The 15,081-nt window shown below is 75.4% G+C and carries 14 protein-coding genes; 11 read left to right on the top strand and 3 right to left on the bottom strand.

The features are described 5' to 3' along the window. Window positions 1-6: 6 nt before the first annotated feature. The gene (locus AC4H2G_RS16085; RefSeq protein ID WP_494366727.1) at window positions 7-2,457 is read right to left on the bottom strand and encodes a DNA gyrase/topoisomerase IV subunit A; all 2,451 of its coding nucleotides are present in this window, start codon (window positions 2,455-2,457) and stop codon (window positions 7-9) included. A gap of 204 nt (window positions 2,458-2,661) precedes the next feature. Between AC4H2G_RS16085 and AC4H2G_RS16080 the strand changes: the two genes are divergently transcribed. The 4 genes from AC4H2G_RS16080 (at window position 2,662) to AC4H2G_RS16065 (ending at window position 8,216) form a co-directional block, all read left to right on the top strand. Beyond that, window positions 2,662-5,649: a bifunctional acetate--CoA ligase family protein/GNAT family N-acetyltransferase gene (locus AC4H2G_RS16080; RefSeq protein WP_494366726.1), complete on the top strand. Its 2,988-nt coding sequence runs from the start codon at window positions 2,662-2,664 to the stop codon at window positions 5,647-5,649. A gap of 116 nt (window positions 5,650-5,765) precedes the next feature. Then, entirely contained in the window at window positions 5,766-6,368 is a 603-nt protein-coding gene (locus AC4H2G_RS16075; RefSeq protein WP_494366725.1) for a DUF5998 family protein, read from the top strand. Beyond that, window positions 6,365-7,570 (top strand): alkaline phosphatase family protein, encoded by a 1,206-nt coding sequence (locus AC4H2G_RS16070; RefSeq protein WP_494366724.1) that lies wholly within the window; start codon window positions 6,365-6,367, stop codon window positions 7,568-7,570. Before AC4H2G_RS16075 ends, AC4H2G_RS16070 begins: the two co-directional genes overlap by 4 nt. Before the next feature lie 4 nt (window positions 7,571-7,574). Next, the gene (locus tag AC4H2G_RS16065; protein ID WP_494366723.1) at window positions 7,575-8,216 is read left to right on the top strand and encodes a thymidine kinase; all 642 of its coding nucleotides are present in this window, start codon (window positions 7,575-7,577) and stop codon (window positions 8,214-8,216) included. Between the two features lie 30 nt (window positions 8,217-8,246). On the opposite strand, the gene sepH is transcribed toward AC4H2G_RS16065, so the two are convergent. After that, the gene (gene sepH / locus AC4H2G_RS16060; protein WP_494366722.1) at window positions 8,247-9,443 is read right to left on the bottom strand and encodes a septation protein SepH; all 1,197 of its coding nucleotides are present in this window, start codon (window positions 9,441-9,443) and stop codon (window positions 8,247-8,249) included. A gap of 112 nt (window positions 9,444-9,555) precedes the next feature. On the opposite strand from sepH, the gene AC4H2G_RS16055 reads away from it, so the two are divergent. The 3 genes from AC4H2G_RS16055 to AC4H2G_RS16045 all read left to right on the top strand — a co-directional run bounded on the left by AC4H2G_RS16055 (window position 9,556) and on the right by AC4H2G_RS16045 (window position 11,644). Further along, the gene (locus AC4H2G_RS16055) at window positions 9,556-10,209 is read left to right on the top strand and encodes a trimeric intracellular cation channel family protein (RefSeq protein ID WP_494366721.1); all 654 of its coding nucleotides are present in this window, start codon (window positions 9,556-9,558) and stop codon (window positions 10,207-10,209) included. A 3-nt stretch (window positions 10,210-10,212) separates the two neighbouring features. Further along, window positions 10,213-11,064, top strand: a complete 852-nt coding sequence (locus AC4H2G_RS16050; RefSeq protein ID WP_494366720.1) for an inositol monophosphatase family protein — start codon at window positions 10,213-10,215, stop codon at window positions 11,062-11,064. 280 nt (window positions 11,065-11,344) lie between these two features. After that, the gene (locus AC4H2G_RS16045) at window positions 11,345-11,644 is read left to right on the top strand and encodes a DUF4193 domain-containing protein (RefSeq protein ID WP_229245043.1); all 300 of its coding nucleotides are present in this window, start codon (window positions 11,345-11,347) and stop codon (window positions 11,642-11,644) included. Window positions 11,645-11,730: 86 nt separating this feature from the next. Here AC4H2G_RS16045 and AC4H2G_RS16040 read toward each other — a convergent pair whose 3' ends face one another. Continuing rightward, window positions 11,731-12,240: a DUF3093 domain-containing protein gene (locus AC4H2G_RS16040; RefSeq protein WP_494366719.1), complete on the bottom strand. Its 510-nt coding sequence runs from the start codon at window positions 12,238-12,240 to the stop codon at window positions 11,731-11,733. 85 nt (window positions 12,241-12,325) lie between these two features. On the opposite strand from AC4H2G_RS16040, the gene dut reads away from it, so the two are divergent. The 4 genes from dut (at window position 12,326) to AC4H2G_RS16020 (ending at window position 15,070) form a co-directional block, all read left to right on the top strand. Beyond that, window positions 12,326-12,802 (top strand): dUTP diphosphatase, encoded by a 477-nt coding sequence (dut, locus tag AC4H2G_RS16035; RefSeq protein ID WP_494366718.1) that lies wholly within the window; start codon window positions 12,326-12,328, stop codon window positions 12,800-12,802. A gap of 188 nt (window positions 12,803-12,990) precedes the next feature. Continuing rightward, a complete protein-coding gene (locus tag AC4H2G_RS16030; RefSeq protein WP_494366717.1) occupies window positions 12,991-13,749 on the top strand; it encodes a DUF3710 domain-containing protein in 759 nt (252 codons plus the stop codon). A 1-nt stretch (window position 13,750) separates the two neighbouring features. Further along, the gene (locus AC4H2G_RS16025; protein WP_494366716.1) at window positions 13,751-14,125 is read left to right on the top strand and encodes an OB-fold nucleic acid binding domain-containing protein; all 375 of its coding nucleotides are present in this window, start codon (window positions 13,751-13,753) and stop codon (window positions 14,123-14,125) included. Window positions 14,126-14,209: 84 nt separating this feature from the next. Further along, the gene (locus tag AC4H2G_RS16020) at window positions 14,210-15,070 is read left to right on the top strand and encodes a DUF3159 domain-containing protein (protein ID WP_494366715.1); all 861 of its coding nucleotides are present in this window, start codon (window positions 14,210-14,212) and stop codon (window positions 15,068-15,070) included. Window positions 15,071-15,081 lie beyond the last annotated feature (11 nt).

The raw sequence follows: 15,081 nt of genomic DNA, 5'->3' as shown, positions 1-15,081 counted from the left end.
CGCGCGTCAGCCGACCGCGACGACCGGCGCCGCCAGCGGCGTGCCGGAGCCGTCACGCCGTTGGTCCACCTCGGGCAGCTCTGCGGCCTGGCCCCCCGCACCTGTCGCGCGGGGCGGTCCCTGCCCGACCCAGGCGAGGATCAGGGCGTCCTCTCCCTTGAGGAAGCGGTGCGCCCGGACGCCGCCCGTCGCGCGCCCCTTGCCGGGGTACAGCTCGTACGGAGTCACCTTCGCGGCACCCGTCTGGGTGCCCGGCAGGGCGTCCGAGGACCCGGCGACGGTGACCACGACGGCGAGGTCGCGGACGTCCGCGGGGACGACCCCGAAGAACGCCACGCGCTGGCCGTCGGCGAGCCGGATGCCCGCCATGCCGCCCGCGGAGCGACCCTGCGGGCGGACGGCCGTCGCGTCGAAGTGCAGGAGGCTCGCGTCGCTGCTGACGAGCACGAGCTCGTCCGCGTCGGTCGAGGGCGCGGCGCCCACGACGGCGTCGCCGTCCTTAAGGCCGATCACCTCCCACGCGTCGCGGTTGGTCGGGACGTCACCTGGCAGGACGCGCTTGACGACGCCCTGCGCGGTGCCGAGCGCGAGCGGGGGAGCGTCCGCGTCGAGCGAGGCGATCGTCACGGCCTCCTCGCCCGGCTCGAGCGCGGCGACCTCGCTGAGCGGCACGCCGCCGGACAGGCTCGGGGCGCCGTCGGTCGGGGGGATCGCGGGCAGGTCGAGGACGGACACGCGAACGATCCGACCGCGGCTCGTCACGAGACCGATCTCGCCGCGCGCCGTCGTACGGACGCGGCCGCGCAGGACGTCGTGCGCAGCGCGGGAGCCGCTCCGGGCCGGCTCGGTGTCGTCGCTCGTCCGGGCCAGCAGACCGGTCGCCGAGAACAGGGCCCAGCACGGCGTGTCGGCCACCTCGAGCGGCACGGCCGCCGTCGTGGTCGGGGCGGCGCCCGCCGACTCGAGCAGGATCGTGCGGCGCGGCGTCCCGTAGGTCTTCGCGACCTCCGCCATCTCCGCGGACACGACGGCGCGCAGCTTCGCGTCGTCGCCCAGGATCTCCTGGAGCTGGGCGATCTCCTTGCGCAGGGCGTCCTGCTCCTTCTCCAGCTCGATGCGGGAGAACTTCGTCAGGCGGCGCAGCTGGAGCTCGAGGATGTACTCGGCCTGCGGCTCGGACAGGTCGAACACGGTCTGGAGGCGCTCCCGCGCGGCGCGCGCGTCGTCCGAGGACCGGATCACCTGGATGACCTCGTCGATGTCGACGATCGCGACCAGCAGGCCGTCGACCAGGTGCAGGCGCTCGGAGCGCTTGCGCAGGCGGTGCTCGGACCGGCGCCGCACGACGTCGATGCGGTGGTCCACCCAGACGACGAGCAGCTCGCGCAGACCGAGCGTGCGCGGCTGGCCGTCGACGAGCGCCACGTTGTTGATGCCGAACGAGTCCTCGAGCGGCGTGAACCGGTAGAGCTGCTCGAGCACGGCCTCGGGGTTGAAGCCCGTCTTGACCTCGACAACGATCCGCAGGCCGTGCTCGCGGTCGGTGAGGTCCGTCGCCGCGGTGACGCCCTGGATCTTCTTCGCCTTGACGCCCTCGGCGATCTTCTCGATCACCTTCTCGGGGCCGACGACGTACGGCAGCTCCGTGAACACGATGCCCTTGCGGCGCGGCGTGAGGTTCTCGACCCGCGCCGTCGCGCGGGTGCGGAACGAGCCGCGGCCGGTGCGGTAGGCGTCGCGCACGCCGTCGAGCCCGACAATCTTGCCGCCCGAGGGCAGGTCCGGCCCCGGGACGAAGCGCATGAGGGCCTCGAGGTCCGCGTCGGGGTGCTGCACGAGGTGGCGCGCGGCGGCGACCACCTCGACGAGGTTGTGCGGCGCCATGTTCGTCGCCATCCCGACCGCGATGCCCGACGCCCCGTTGACGAGCAGGTTGGGGATCGCGGCGGGCAGGACCTCAGGCTGGGTGAGCTTGTTGTCGTAGTTGGGCACGAAGTCGACGACGTCCTCGTCGAGACCGGTCGTCATCGCGAGCGACGACGGGGCGAGACGAGCCTCGGTGTACCGGGAGGCGGCCGGGCCGTCGTCGAGCGAGCCGAAGTTGCCGTGCCCGTCGACGAGCGGGAGGCGCAGCGAGAAGTCCTGCGCGAGGCGCACGAGCGCGTCGTAGATCGCGCCGTCGCCGTGCGGGTGCAGCTTGCCCATCACCTCGCCGACGACGCGCGCCGACTTCACGTGGGAGCGGTCGGGCCGCAGGCCCATGTCGGCCATCATGTAGAGGATGCGGCGCTGCACGGGCTTGAGCCCGTCGCGCGCGTCGGGCAGGGCGCGCGAGTAGATGACGGAGTAGGCGTACTCGAGGAACGACCCCTCCATCTCCGTGGCGACGTCGACGTCGACGATCGTCTCGTTCACCTCGGCCGGGTCGATCGAGGGTGTCGAGGGCTTGCGCGCCATGGTCGTGCGGGCTCCTGCCGGTCGGTGCGTCGGGACGTCGGTCGGTGATCGTTCGGGCGGTGGGACGGCCCTCCCGCCGGACGCGAGGGTAGCCCACGCGTCCCACAGGCGGACCACGGCCCCGACCGCTCGGGACGATTGTCCTCCCGGACGGGGCCGCGCAGGTGCAGGCGCACCGCGCCGTCCACCGCATAGCCTGGGTGCGTGAGCGGCGCCGACGTCGGGTCCCACCCGGTCCAGCACCCCGTCGACTACCCGGTCGAGTGGGAGGCGGACGTCGTCCTGCGCGACGGCACGACGACGCACGTGCGCCCGATCCGGCCAGAGGACGCCGACGCGCTCCAGCGCTTCCACGTCTCCCAGTCCGAGCGGTCGACGTACCTGCGGTTCTTCGCCCCGATGCAGCGCCTGTCGGACCGCGACCTCGACCGGTTCACGCGCGTGGACCACGCCGACCGCGTCGCGCTCGTCGCCGTCCGGCCCCGCAGCGTGGTGCCCGACGACGGCCCGGCGGACCGCGCGTCGGGCCCGACGGGGTCGACGGGAGCGCCGGGGGAGCAGGACATCATCGGCGTCGCCCGGTTCGACCGCACGACCGGGCACGAGGCCGAGGTCGCGTTCAACATCGCCGACTCGGCGCAGGGCCGCGGCCTCGGCTCCGTGCTGCTCGAGCACCTCGCCGCCGCAGCGCGCGAGCTCGGCGTGCGCCGGTTCACCGCGGAGGTGCTGCCGCAGAACGGCAAGATGCTCGCCGTCTTCCGCGAGGCCGGCTACGACGTGCGCCAGCAGATGGACGACGGGTTCGTCGTCGTCAGCGTGGACCTCGACCCGACGGAGCGCTCGCGCGCCGTGATGGCCGACCGCGAGCACCGCGCCGAGGCACGCAGCATGCAGGGCCTGCTCCGCGCGTCGAGCGTCGTCGTCATCGGCCCCGCCGGTCCGGCGGACCCGGTCGCGGGGGACGAGGGCATCGAGTCGCTCCTCGCGCACCGCGCGCTCGCCGCCCTGCGGCGCGGCACGGGCATCGAGGTCCACGTCGTCGGCCCGGCCCTGACCGGGGCGTCGGGCTCCGGGATCTCGCGCTCCGAGACCGCACGTTCCGGGACCCCGCGTTCCGGACCGCCACCCACCGCCGTCGGTCCCGCCGTGGGTCCCGACGCCGTGCGCGTCACCGCGCACGCGTCGCTCGCCGACGTCCCCGCCCCCGTGGACCTTGCCGTCGTGTCGCTGCGTGCTCCCGAGGCGATCGACGCCGTCCGGCACCTCGCGCGCCTCGGGGTGCGCGGCGTCGTCGTGCTGTCCGCCGGGTACGCCGAGACCGGTCCCGAGGGTCTCGCGCTGCAGCGCGAGCTCCTGCGCGTCGCGCACACCGCGGGGCTGCGCGTCGTCGGGCCGGCGAGCTACGGGCTCGTCACCCACGGCACCGGCCCCGACGGGGTGACGCTCGCCGCGACCCTCGCGGACGACCTGCCGCGACCGGGCGTGGTCGGCCTGTTCTGCCAGTCCGCCCCCATGGCCGTGACTCTCCTGGCCACCACGGCGCGCCGAGGCCTGGGCGTGTCGTCGTTCCTCTCGGCGGGACACCGGGCAGACGTGTCGGGCAACGACCTCATGCAGTACTGGCAGGACGACCCCGCGACCCAGGTCGTGTGCCTCTACCTCGAGTCGATCGGCAACCCACGCAAGTTCTCGCGCATCGCCCGACGCCTCGCGTCGGTGAAGCCCGTCGTCGTGGTCACCGCCGGCCGGTCCGGCCACGTGGTGCCGCCTGGCCACGCCGTGCGCTCCACGACCGCCCCGCGCCGCACGCTCGAGGAGATGCTGCGGCAGTCCGGCGTCATCCGCGCGGAGAACACGCACCAACTCATCGACATCGCGCAGCTCCTGGCGCACCAGCCGCTCCCTGCCGGACGGCGCGTGGGCATCCTCGCGAGCTCGGCCTCGCTCGCCGCGCTCGTCGCGGAGGCGGCGGCGTCCGCAGGGCTCGTCGTCGCGCGGTCGGACTTCCTGCCGGAGGACGCCTCGTCCGAGCGTCTCGCCGAGGCCGTCGACGCGCTCTACGCCCCGGACGCGTGCGACGTCGTCGTCGCGGTGCAGGTGCCCACGGTCCGACCGCGTCGCGTCGAGCTGTCGCACGCCCTCGCGGCGGCCGCCGCGCGCACACGTCGGACGACGGTGGCGAGCATGCTGGGCCTGCACGGGCTCACCGACGAGCTCTCGGCCCCGGACCCGCACGCACCGGCCTCCCCGGCCTCCCCGGACGACGCCGACGACGCCGACGACGCGGACGACGCGGGCGACGCCGCGTCCGGGCGCGCGACGACGGCCCTGTGCCGGGTCCCCGCCTACTCCACGCCCGAGGACGCCGTGGCCGCGCTCGGCGCGGTCGTGCGGTACGCGCGCTGGCGCGAGGCCGACCACGGCTCCGCGGTCCGGCCCGCCGGCGTCGACGGCGCACGGGCGCGCCAGCTCGTCGACCGCGCTCTCGCGGACGCCGCCGAGGTGGAGCTCGACCCCGCGACGACGGCCGACCTCCTCGCGTGCTACGGCGTCCACGTGTGGTCCGCGCGCCGCGTGCGTACCGCGGACGAGGCGGTCGCGGCTGCGCGCGAGATCGGCTGGCCGGTCGCGCTCAAGAGCACCGCCCCGGGGCTCCGCCACCGCGCGGACCTCGGCGGTGTGCGGCTCGGCATCGCCGACGAGGCCGAGCTGCGCGCCGACGTCGACCAGATGCGCGCGGCGCTCGCGGCCGTGCTGCCGGGCGCCGCGGACCAGCCGCTCGAGGTGCAGGCGATGGCCGACGCGGGCGTGGCGTGCGTCGTGCGCTCCACCGAGGACCAGCTCTTCGGCCCGGTCGTCTCGTTCGGCCTCGCGGGCGACGCCGTCGACCTCCTGGGCGACGTCGCCTACGGCGTGCCGCCGCTCACCGACGTCGACGTCGCGGCGATGGTCCGGTCGGTGCGCGCCGCCCCGCGGCTGTTCGGGTACATGGGGACGCAGGTCGCCGCCACCGCAGCCCTCGAGGACGTGCTCGCGCGCGTGTCGGTCCTGGCGGACGACCTCCCGGAGGTGCGCAGCCTCGAGCTGTACCCCGTCGTCGTGTCCGAGCACGACGCCGCGGTGCTCAGTGCACGCGTGAGCCTCGCCGACGCCCAGCGTGCCGACGCGCTGCGGCGGGCCTTGCCCGGCTGACCGGCACGGTTGAGCGACGCCGCTGAGGTCCGCTGCCGGGCGCCGCCGAACCGGTGATCCACAGGCCGTGCCTGACGGGCTGGCCGCCCGCGACCGACGGGTGGGAGAATGCCCGGGTGCCCTCAGCAACCCCCGACACCGCTCCTGACGCGTGGACCGACCTGACCACCCAGCTCCACCGGGCCGGGTACTACCCCGAGCTCGTCGCCGACGTCCTCGACGTCGCGGTCGCCGGTGAGGAGATCGTGTCCCACCTCGTCCTCCCGGAGACGACGTTCGACGCGTCCGAGGTCCGCCGCCACCTCACGGTCCTCGTGCTGACCCCGACCCGGCTCGTCACCGCGCACGTCGACGACCACCCGGCCGACAGCGAGAACCCCTCGGCCTCGGCGGCGGCGACCACGGAGTCCGTCCCGCTGTCGGAGGTGCGGTCGGTGTCCCTCACGCACGTCGTCGCGGACCCGCAGACGCACCGCGGCGGCAACCTCCCGCTCGAGGTGACGCTCGCGCTCGGCTGGGGCGCCGTCTCGCGCGTCGACCTCGAGCCCGCGGCCTGCCCCGACCCGAGCTGCGAGGCGGACCACGGCCTGACTGGCCAGATCACGCCCGACGACGTCGTGGTCCGCGTCAGCGCGGAGGCCGAGGGACGAGCGGCCGTCGGGGCCGCGGTCGCCTTCGCCAAGGCACTGTCCCGCGCGACCGCACAGCGCACCCGATGACCTCGGTGCCCCGGACGGCGCCGCACGCGCCCGTCGGCGCGCCGCAGCTGCCCGACGGGCTGCTCGCGCCCGACCACGGTCTCGGCTCGCTCGCGGCCGTGCTCCCGGCCGCTCTCGACGCGCTCGGCGTGCCCGTCACGACGGCGACCGGCGTCGAGGGCGCCGCCGCGCGCGACGCCCTGGACCTGCCGCGCGCGGACCGCGTGTGCGTCGTGCTCGTCGACGGCCTCGGACACCTCAACCTCGCCGAGCGGGCCGGTCACGCCCCGTTCCTGCGCTCGCTCCTGCCCGATGCGCGCCCGCTCACCTCGACGTTCCCCAGCACGACCGCGGCGGCGATCGGTGCGTTCGGCACGGGGACGGCTCCCGGGCGCACGGGCATGCTCGGCTACACGCAGCGCAACCCGGCGACGGGCGGGCTCGCCAACATGGTGTCCTGGGAGGGCGCCCCGGCGCCGCACGAGCTCCAGCGGGAGACGCCGCTCCTCGCCGTCGCGGCGGACGCAGGCGTGGCCGTCACCTCGACAGGTCCCGCGCGGTTCGCCGGCTCCGGCATGACCGTCGCCGCGCTGCGCGGCGGGTCGTACGCGGCCGCCGACCCCCTGGAGCGCCGGGTCGACGCGGCACGTCTCGCCCTCTCGCGTCCCGGGCTCGTGTACCTGTACTGGGGCGAGGTCGACAAGGCGGGCCACCACCACGGTTCGGGCTCCTGGCAGTGGGGCGACGAGCTCGAGAACCTCGACCGCGAGCTGTCGCGCCTCGCGCGGTCGCTCCCGGTCGGCACGCTGCTCCTCGTCACGGCCGACCACGGCATGGTCGACGTCGACCCGGGGCTGCGCCGCGACGTCGCGACCGACCCGGTGCTCGACCAGGGCGTGACGCTCGTCGGGGGCGAGCCACGGGCCGTCCACGTGTACACCGAGCCCGGTGCGGCAGGTGCCGTCGCGGCGCGCTGGCGCGACGTGCTGGGGGAGGACGCTCTCGTCCTCGAGCGCGAGGAGGTCCTCGCGCGGGGCCTTCTGGGGCCCCACGTCCGCGACGACGCGGTCCAGGCCGCGGGCGACGTGGTCGTGGCGATGCACGGGCGCGCGACCGTCGTCGACTCCCGCACCCAGACCGCCGCGTCGCTCGCCCTCGTCGGCGTCCACGGCTCCCTCACCGAGCGCGAGATGCGCGTCCCGCTCCTCGTGGCGGGGCGCTGACGCCATGGCCGAGCTCGTCTTCTTCTCCGGGACCATGGACTGCGGCAAGTCCACGCTCGCCCTGCAGCTCGACCACAACCACGCGGCGCGCGGACGGCGAGGCCTGATCTTCTCCCGCGACGACCGCGCCGGGACCGACCGGCTCTCGTCACGGCTCGGGCTCGAGGTCGTGGCGCTCGAGGTCACGGACGGCACGGACTTCTGGGAGCTGGTGTCCTCGCAGCCGGTCCCGGTGGACTACCTGGTGTGCGACGAGGCACAGTTCTACTCCCCGGCCCAGGTCGAGCAGCTCGCGCGCCTCGTCGACGAGACGGAGGTCGACGTCTTCGCGTTCGGCATCACCGCCGACTTCCGCACTCGGCTCTTCCCGGGGTCCGCCCGACTCATCGAGCTCGCCGACCGCGTCGAGGTGCTCCAGGCCCACGCGCTGTGCTGGTGCGGCGCACGGGCGACGCACAACGCGCGCACGGTCGACGGCCGGATGGTCGTCGCGGGGGAGCAGGTCGTGGTCGGCGACGTCGGTGACGGCGGCGGCGAGGTCGCGTACGAGGTCCTGTGCCGCCGGCACCACATGCGGCGCATGACGACCGCAGCGGCGCGCGCGCTCGCACCCGCCGACGGGCTGTCGCTCGACCTGCCGGACTGAGGCCCGTCAGCCCTGCAGGACTGAGGCCGGTCAGCCCTCGGGCCGCGCGCCGAACACGATCTCGTCCCAGCTCGGGACCTTGGCACGGGACCGGTTCTTGCCCTTGCGCGGCTCGCGCGCACCCGGGCGTCGCGCGGACCCGCCCTCCGGGCCGGACGCGTCGACCCGCGAGGCGGCGTCCGGCGGGTCGGCGGTGTCGGCGTGCGGGTCCGCGGGCCGTGCGGCGTCCTGCGGGCCGCGAGCCGCCTCGTGGTCCCGGGTCGCGGCGGCGGGGTGCGAGTCGTCGGCCGCCTCGCGTGCCCGGATCGACGGGAGGTGCACGACCGTGGCACCGCCGCCCCGCTCGCCGTCCGTGTCGCCGCGCTCCGCGTCGGGACGGACGGACTCGGGACGGTCGGCGTCCCGGGTGGCGGGACCGGTGCCCGCGTCCGCGCCGTCCCGCAGCGCGACGCGCGGGCCGAAGCCCTCGAAGGGCTCCTGCCCAGGGACGTCCGTCGCAGCGCTCGTAGGCTCCGTGCGCGGCCGCACGCCTCGCCGCCGTCCCAGGTCGTCCAGGAGGTCGGCCGTGCCGTCGGGCTCCGGAGCCGCCGCCTCGGTCCGGCGGCGCGAGGACCCGGCATCGACGTCGAAGACCGCCGCGGTCCCGGGCGCGGGGTCCGGGTCCGACTCGGGCTGCGACAGCCAGCGCGCCTCGTCGTCGAGCGCGTGCAGCGCGCGCGACGTCGGGTCGTACGTCCAGCGCGCGGTGCGCTGACCCGACGAGACCTGGAACGTCGCCGTCACCACCCAGGCCGCGCCGTGCTGGCGGGCCGCGCTCCACACGACCGTGGCCGGGTCGACGTCGCGGGCCGCGAGCCGCCGCGCCGCGAGGTCGTCGATCGTCGGGGCGTCGTCGCCGTGCCCCTGCGGCGACCGCCGCACCCGGTCGACGACGTACTCCTGCTCCGCCACCACCGGGCCGGCGAACCGGCGCACGCTCTCCACGGGGATGCCCGCGGCCTCCGCGACGTCCTCGACCTCGTCCCCGGCGCGGAGCCGGGACTGGATCTCGCGCGGCGAGAGGTTGCGCTCGCCCTCCGCCCGCAGGTGCTCGAGGTGCGGCCTGTCGCGCCGGACCGCGGCACGCAGCGACTCGGTGATGGGCAGCAGGTAGTGGGCACCGCCCGCCCCGCCGAGGACGAGGTGCTCCCCGTCCTCGTGCAGTCTCACCAGCTCCAGCTCGTCCATCAGCCCTCCCGTGTCGCCGCGCCCGCTCCCTCGAGGGTGCCATCCTCGCGCGTGCGGCGGGTGCAACCCGCCCGGTGTGCCGCGGACTGGCCTCCTTGGGATGATGCGGCGTGTGATCCTCGACCTCGTCCCCGGCGACGCCCTCGAGCTCGGCGGCGTGTTCTGCGCCGCGCTGTCGGGCGGGCTCGCGGCGGTGCGCAAGCGCTACGACCTCGTGGGCGTGCTCGTCCTCGCCTGGGCGGCGGGACTGGGCGGTGGCCTGCTGCGTGACGTCCTCATCGGCGCGATCCCGCCCGTGGGCATCTCCGACTGGCGTCTTCTCGCCGTCGCAGCGGCCGCGGGGGTCGTCACCTTCTTCTGGCACCCCCGGCTCGAGCGGCTGCGGCGCAGCATCATCGTGCTGGACGCCGGGGCGCTCGCGCTGTTCGTGCTCTCCGGCACGATGAAGGGGCTCGAGTACGGCGTCGGCCCGCTCGCAGCCGTCTTCGTCGGCGTCCTGACCGGTGTCGGCGGCGGCATCCTGCGCGACCTCCTCACGAGCGAGGCGCCGCTGCTCTTCCAGGACAAGCAGCTCTACGCGATCCCCGCGCTCGCGGGAGCCGCGCTCACGGTCGGGCTGTGGGAGGCCGACCTGCTCGGCCTGCTCTCCCAGGCGGGGGTGCTCGCCCTGATCTTCGGCTTCCGCCTGCTGTCGCTGCGCCTCGGCTGGTCGGCCCCGGGACCGTGGGAGGGTCGCCCCTCGCCGCGCGGTTCCGGCAGGATGTGACCCGTGCACTCCTTCATCGACGACCCCCGCCTGCCCGACGACGTCACGGTCGCCGACCTGCGCGAGCTCGCGGAGCGGCTCGCGCGTGCCGCGGGCGACCTGGTCCGCACAGGCCGCCCCGACCGCGTCGAGGTCGCGTCGACCAAGTCGTCGGCCACGGACGTCGTGACGCGGATGGACGCCGACTCGGAGGCGCTGCTGCGCCGGGAGATCGCCGCCGCGCGCCCCGACGACGCGGTCCTCGGCGAGGAGGACGGCGCGTCGTCCGGCACGTCGGGCATCACGTGGGTCGTCGACCCGATCGACGGGACGGTGAACTATCTCTACGGCGTCGCGTCGTACGCGGTCTCCGTCGCGGCCGTCGTCGGCCCGCCCGACCCGCAGGAGTGGACCGTGCTCGCGGGCGCCGTGCACTCGGTCGTCGACGGACGCACGTGGACCGCGGGCCTCGGCGGTGGCGCGACCGTGGACGGCCGGGCGCTGCGGGTCGTGGAGCCGACGTCGCTCGCCCAGTGCCTCGTCGGCACCGGCTTCGGCTACGACGCCGACCGGCGGCGCGCCCAGGCCCGTGTGCTCGTCGACGTGCTCCCGCGGATCCGGGACATCCGGCGGCTGGGCTCGGCGGCGATCGACCTGTGCCTCGTGGCGAGCGGCGAGCTCGACCTCTACTACGAGCGCGGGCTCAACCCGTGGGACATGGCCGCCGGAGGCCTCGTGGCGCAGGAGGCGGGCGCCGCGCTCACGGGCCTGCGCGAGCGCGCAGCGGACCACGAGATGACCGTGGCGGGGGCGCCGGAGCGGGTCGCGGAGCTCGTCCGTCTCCTCGAGGACGCGGGCGCCGACGCCGACGCGTGACCGTCCGCCGGGGGCCGTGACGAAGGACACCGGGCGCGTCGCGGGCCACAGGGTGCATCCGCCCCGGAAATGGTGCAGAATCCGGTGGCCCGCCGGGAACAATTCCGGTGCGCCGTGCATTGATCAGCGTGCACGTGCCACGACGACCTCGGGGCACGACACGTCCCGGGACGCACTCCCGCGTCCCGCACCCGCGCTCGTCCGGAACGGCCGGTCATCGCCGGCAGTACCCGGGTGCGCGTTGTCGCGATCGACGAACTTCCGGAGAGTGACCCCACAGATGGCAACAGACTACGACGCCCCCCGCAAGAGCGAAGAGGAGCTCAGCGAGGACTCGATCCAGGAGCTGCAGGCTCGTCGCTCCGACAAGAGCTCGGGCGTTGTGGACGAGGACGAGACCGAGGCGGCGGAAGGCTTCGAGCTTCCCGGCGCGGACCTGTCCGGCGAGGAGCTCTCCGTCCGGGTGCTGCCGCGCCAGGCGGACGAGTTCACCTGCTCGAGCTGCTTCCTCGTGCACCACCGCAGCCAGCTCGCGTACGAGAAGAACGGGCAGCAGATCTGCTCGGAGTGCGCTGCCTGACCCGCGCCCGCACGTCCTCGTCGGCCGTCGTCCCCACCCGGGGACGGCGGCCGACGTCGTGCGGTGGGGATGAGCCGGGCGACCGCTCAGGCGTCCGAGCGGGCAGCGCGCCGCAGCGCGTCCGCGAGGTCCTGCGACCGGCGCGTGGAGACGAGCCAGTACGGCGTCGGATCCTGCGGGTCCTCGAGCGTCACGTGCACCCCGGTGCGGGCCCAGGCGCGCAGGCACACGTAGGCGCGTGCGTCGAGCCGCGGGCCGAGCTCGCCCCGCATCGCGTCGGCGTCGAGCGTCGTCACCTGACCCAGCAGCGTGACGGGGATCGACGCGCGTCCCGCACGGAACGTCCCGTCCTCCACGGACACGACGGGGGACGTCCACCAGAGCCCGGCGAGGCCCCCCACTGCTGCGAGTCCCGCGGCGCCGAGCGCGATCGCGTGGCTCGCGGGCCACAGCGCCACGGCGAGGACGGCGGCGAACCCCACGACGGCGGCCCAGCCACCGACCCCGGGCAGCACGCGCTCGCGGAATCCGGGCCCGACCGTCCCGGGCGCCGGGGCGTCGGTCGGGCGAGGGGAACGATCCGGGGCGTCGGTCATGCCTCCATCATCCCAGCCGCTCGAGATGCCCCGGGAACGGGGACCGTGCTCGCACGCGGCAGACGGTCGCACTAGGATCTGCCGGGTGCCGACCGACCACCAGCCCCCGACCGGCGACGTCGACGTCCTCATCACCCTCCTCGACGACGTGCCGCTGCCGGCGTACGCGCACCCGGGTGACGCGGGCGCGGACCTCGTGACCACGGTCGACGTCGAGCTCGCCCCGGGCGAGCGTGTCGTCGTCCCGACCGGGGTCTCGATCGCGCTCCCGGACGGGTACGCGGCGTTCGTCCACCCGCGCTCCGGCCTCGCGGCGAAGCACGGCCTCACGGTCGTCAACGCGCCGGGCACGGTGGACGCGGGGTATCGCGGCGAGATCCGGGTGACGCTGCTCAACACCGACGCGCGCGAGCCGGTCGTGCTGCAGCGCGGCGACCGCGTCGCCCAGCTCGTGGTGCAGAAGGTCGAGCGCGCGCGGTTCGTCCGCGCGGAGCGCCTGCCCGGCTCGCACCGTGGCGAGGGCGGCTTCGGGTCGAGCGGGGGGTGGGCCGCGGCGACCTGAGGTCGTCCGTGGTCCTCCGCGGTCCTCCGAGAGCACCGCGACCCCTGCCGGCACGTTCGCGCAGGGCCGAGCCTCACCCCGCGGACGCGTGGCGATCGTCACGGTGCGCTGGGGCTACTGTGGAAGGGTCGGGGCGAGCGCCCCGGCTGGAGTCCCGGCGGTGGCCGGGCAGGTGAAGGAGCTCTTTCGTGGGTCTGTTCCGTCGCTCCCCGTCGTCGCAGCCGGCCGAGCCGCCGGCAGCGCATGACACCGTCGACACAGCCGACACCGTCGACCCCGTGACGCCCGAGGCGGGTGCGGGCGCGGCCGCCGAGGCGAGCGCCCCCGGTCGCGGCCCCTACGACTCGTCGCAGGTGCCCGAGCGCGGTCCGCGCGTCGACCTGGGTGCCGTGTGGCTCCCCGGGGTGCCGGGCATGGAGTTGCGCATGGAGGTCGACAAGAAGACCCAGCGCATCACCGGCGTCGCGTGCGCGGTCGCCGGGTCGGGCCTGCAGGTCCAGGCGTTCGCCGCCCCGCGCTCCGAGGGCATCTGGGACGAGATCCGCGGCGAGATCGCCGCGTCCGTCACCAAGCAGGGCGGGACGGTCGACGACGTCCCCGGCCCGTTCGGCCGCGAGCTCATCGCGCGCATCCCCGCGCAGGCCCCCGACGGCCGCACCGGGGTCCGCCCCGCGCGCTTCGTCGGGGTCGACGGCCCGCGCTGGTTCCTGCGCGGCGTCCTCACGGGGAAGGCCGCGGTCGACCCGCAGGAGGCACGCCTGCTCGAGTCCGTGTTCGCGAACATCGTCGTGGTGCGGGACCAGAGCCCGCGCCCGCCGCGCGACCTCCTCACCCTCCACCTCCCCGGCAAGGCTCCCGCTCCGACGCCTGCTGTGCCCGCCGGCGCGCCCGAGACGCCGTCGTTCGACCCGCTGAACCGGGGCCCCGAGATTACGGAGATCCGCTGACATGTCCCCGACCCTGCGCGCAGCCTGGCAGTCGGCGCTCGCCTCCCAGGACGAGGTCGCCGCGGACGAGGAGCGGCTCGAGTCCGCCCGGCAGACGGGCTGTCGTGCCGTCGCCGACCTGCCGAACCGTCGGCGGGCCAAGGTCACGGGCATCCTGCGCTCCGTCGTGCTGCGACCCCGCGAGGGCGTGCCGACCGTCGAGGTCGAGCTCTACGACGGCTCCGGCGCGATCGACCTCGTGTGGCTCGGTCGTCGGCGCATCGCGGGGATCGAGCCCGGTCGCCGCGCGCTCGTCGAAGGGCTCGTGTGCGACGTCGACGGGCGGCGCACCATGTTCAACCCCCGCTACGAGCTGCTCGCCAAGCCGGGGGAGTGACCGGCGCACGACCCGAGCCGCGACCGTGACCGACCGCGCACCGGCGCCCGGCGGGCGCCTGCCAGCACACCTCGAGGACGCCACATGACCAGCACGCCCCCGTCGGGACGCCCCGGCCCCGAGCACCCGTCTTCGCGCCCGGACGAGGCGGCGGGCGCCGAGCCTGCGTACGACGCCGACGTGGTCGAGACCGTGGTCGACGACGTCTCCGCGCCGGAGGACGGGCCCGCGCGCGGCGTCCGTGCGCTGGCCGGCGAGCAGTTCTCCGTCGCCGAGGCGGTGGGCGGTGTCCGGGGGCTCGTCGAGTCCGTCGCGCCAGGCCTCGTCTTCGTCGTGCTCTACGTCGCCACCACGGACCTGACGTGGGCGCTCGTCGGCTCCGTCGCCGTCGCGCTCGTGGCGGTGGGGGTCCGGCTCGCGCAGCGCACTCCCGTGACCCAGGCCCTCGGTGGGCTCCTGGGCGTCGGGATCGGCGTCGTGTGGGCGTGGCGCTCCGGCGAGGCGCAGGACTACTTCGCGTGGGGGCTGTGGACCAACGCTGCCTACCTCGTCGCGCTGCTCGTCTCGCTCCTGGCGCGGTGGCCGCTCGTCGGGCTCGTCGTCGAGGGCTTCCGCAGCGGCTTCGGGACGGGGACCGCGCAGTCCGCCGACGCGGAGCCGGCCGGTGACGCCGAGCCGACCGGCGCAGCAGAGCCCGGGGCTTTCGCCCGCTGGGCGCGGGTCTGGCGCTCCGACCGGGCACTGATGCGGCGCTACGCCGCCGCGACGTGGCTCTGGGTCGGTCTGTTCGCCGCGCGGCTCGCCGTCCAGGTGCCGCTCTACCTCGACGGGTCCGTGGGGTGGCTCGGGACCGCGCGCCTCGTCATGGGCATCCCGCTGTGGGCGCTCGTGCTCTGGCTCACCTGGGTCCTCGTGCGTCGTCCTGCGGCTGGTCGTCCCGCCTGACCGGGACGGCC

The sequence above is a fragment of the Cellulosimicrobium sp. BMG9.23 genome, assembly GCF_059159985.1.
Note: the sequence above shows the minus strand (reverse complement) of the source record. Positions and strands in the feature narration are given on the sequence as shown.

Coding starts and splice junctions, on each gene's coding strand:
- AC4H2G_RS16085 (WP_494366727.1), bottom strand. CDS start 2,457: ATGGCGCGCAAGCCCTCGACACCCTCGATCGACCCGGCCGAGGTGAAC.
- AC4H2G_RS16070 (WP_494366724.1), top strand. CDS start 6,365: ATGACCTCGGTGCCCCGGACGGCGCCGCACGCGCCCGTCGGCGCGCCG.
- AC4H2G_RS16065 (WP_494366723.1), top strand. CDS start 7,575: ATGGCCGAGCTCGTCTTCTTCTCCGGGACCATGGACTGCGGCAAGTCC.
- sepH (WP_494366722.1), bottom strand. CDS start 9,443: ATGGACGAGCTGGAGCTGGTGAGACTGCACGAGGACGGGGAGCACCTC.
- AC4H2G_RS16045 (WP_229245043.1), top strand. CDS start 11,345: ATGGCAACAGACTACGACGCCCCCCGCAAGAGCGAAGAGGAGCTCAGC.
- AC4H2G_RS16040 (WP_494366719.1), bottom strand. CDS start 12,240: ATGACCGACGCCCCGGATCGTTCCCCTCGCCCGACCGACGCCCCGGCG.
- AC4H2G_RS16025 (WP_494366716.1), top strand. CDS start 13,751: ATGTCCCCGACCCTGCGCGCAGCCTGGCAGTCGGCGCTCGCCTCCCAG.
- AC4H2G_RS16020 (WP_494366715.1), top strand. CDS start 14,210: ATGACCAGCACGCCCCCGTCGGGACGCCCCGGCCCCGAGCACCCGTCT.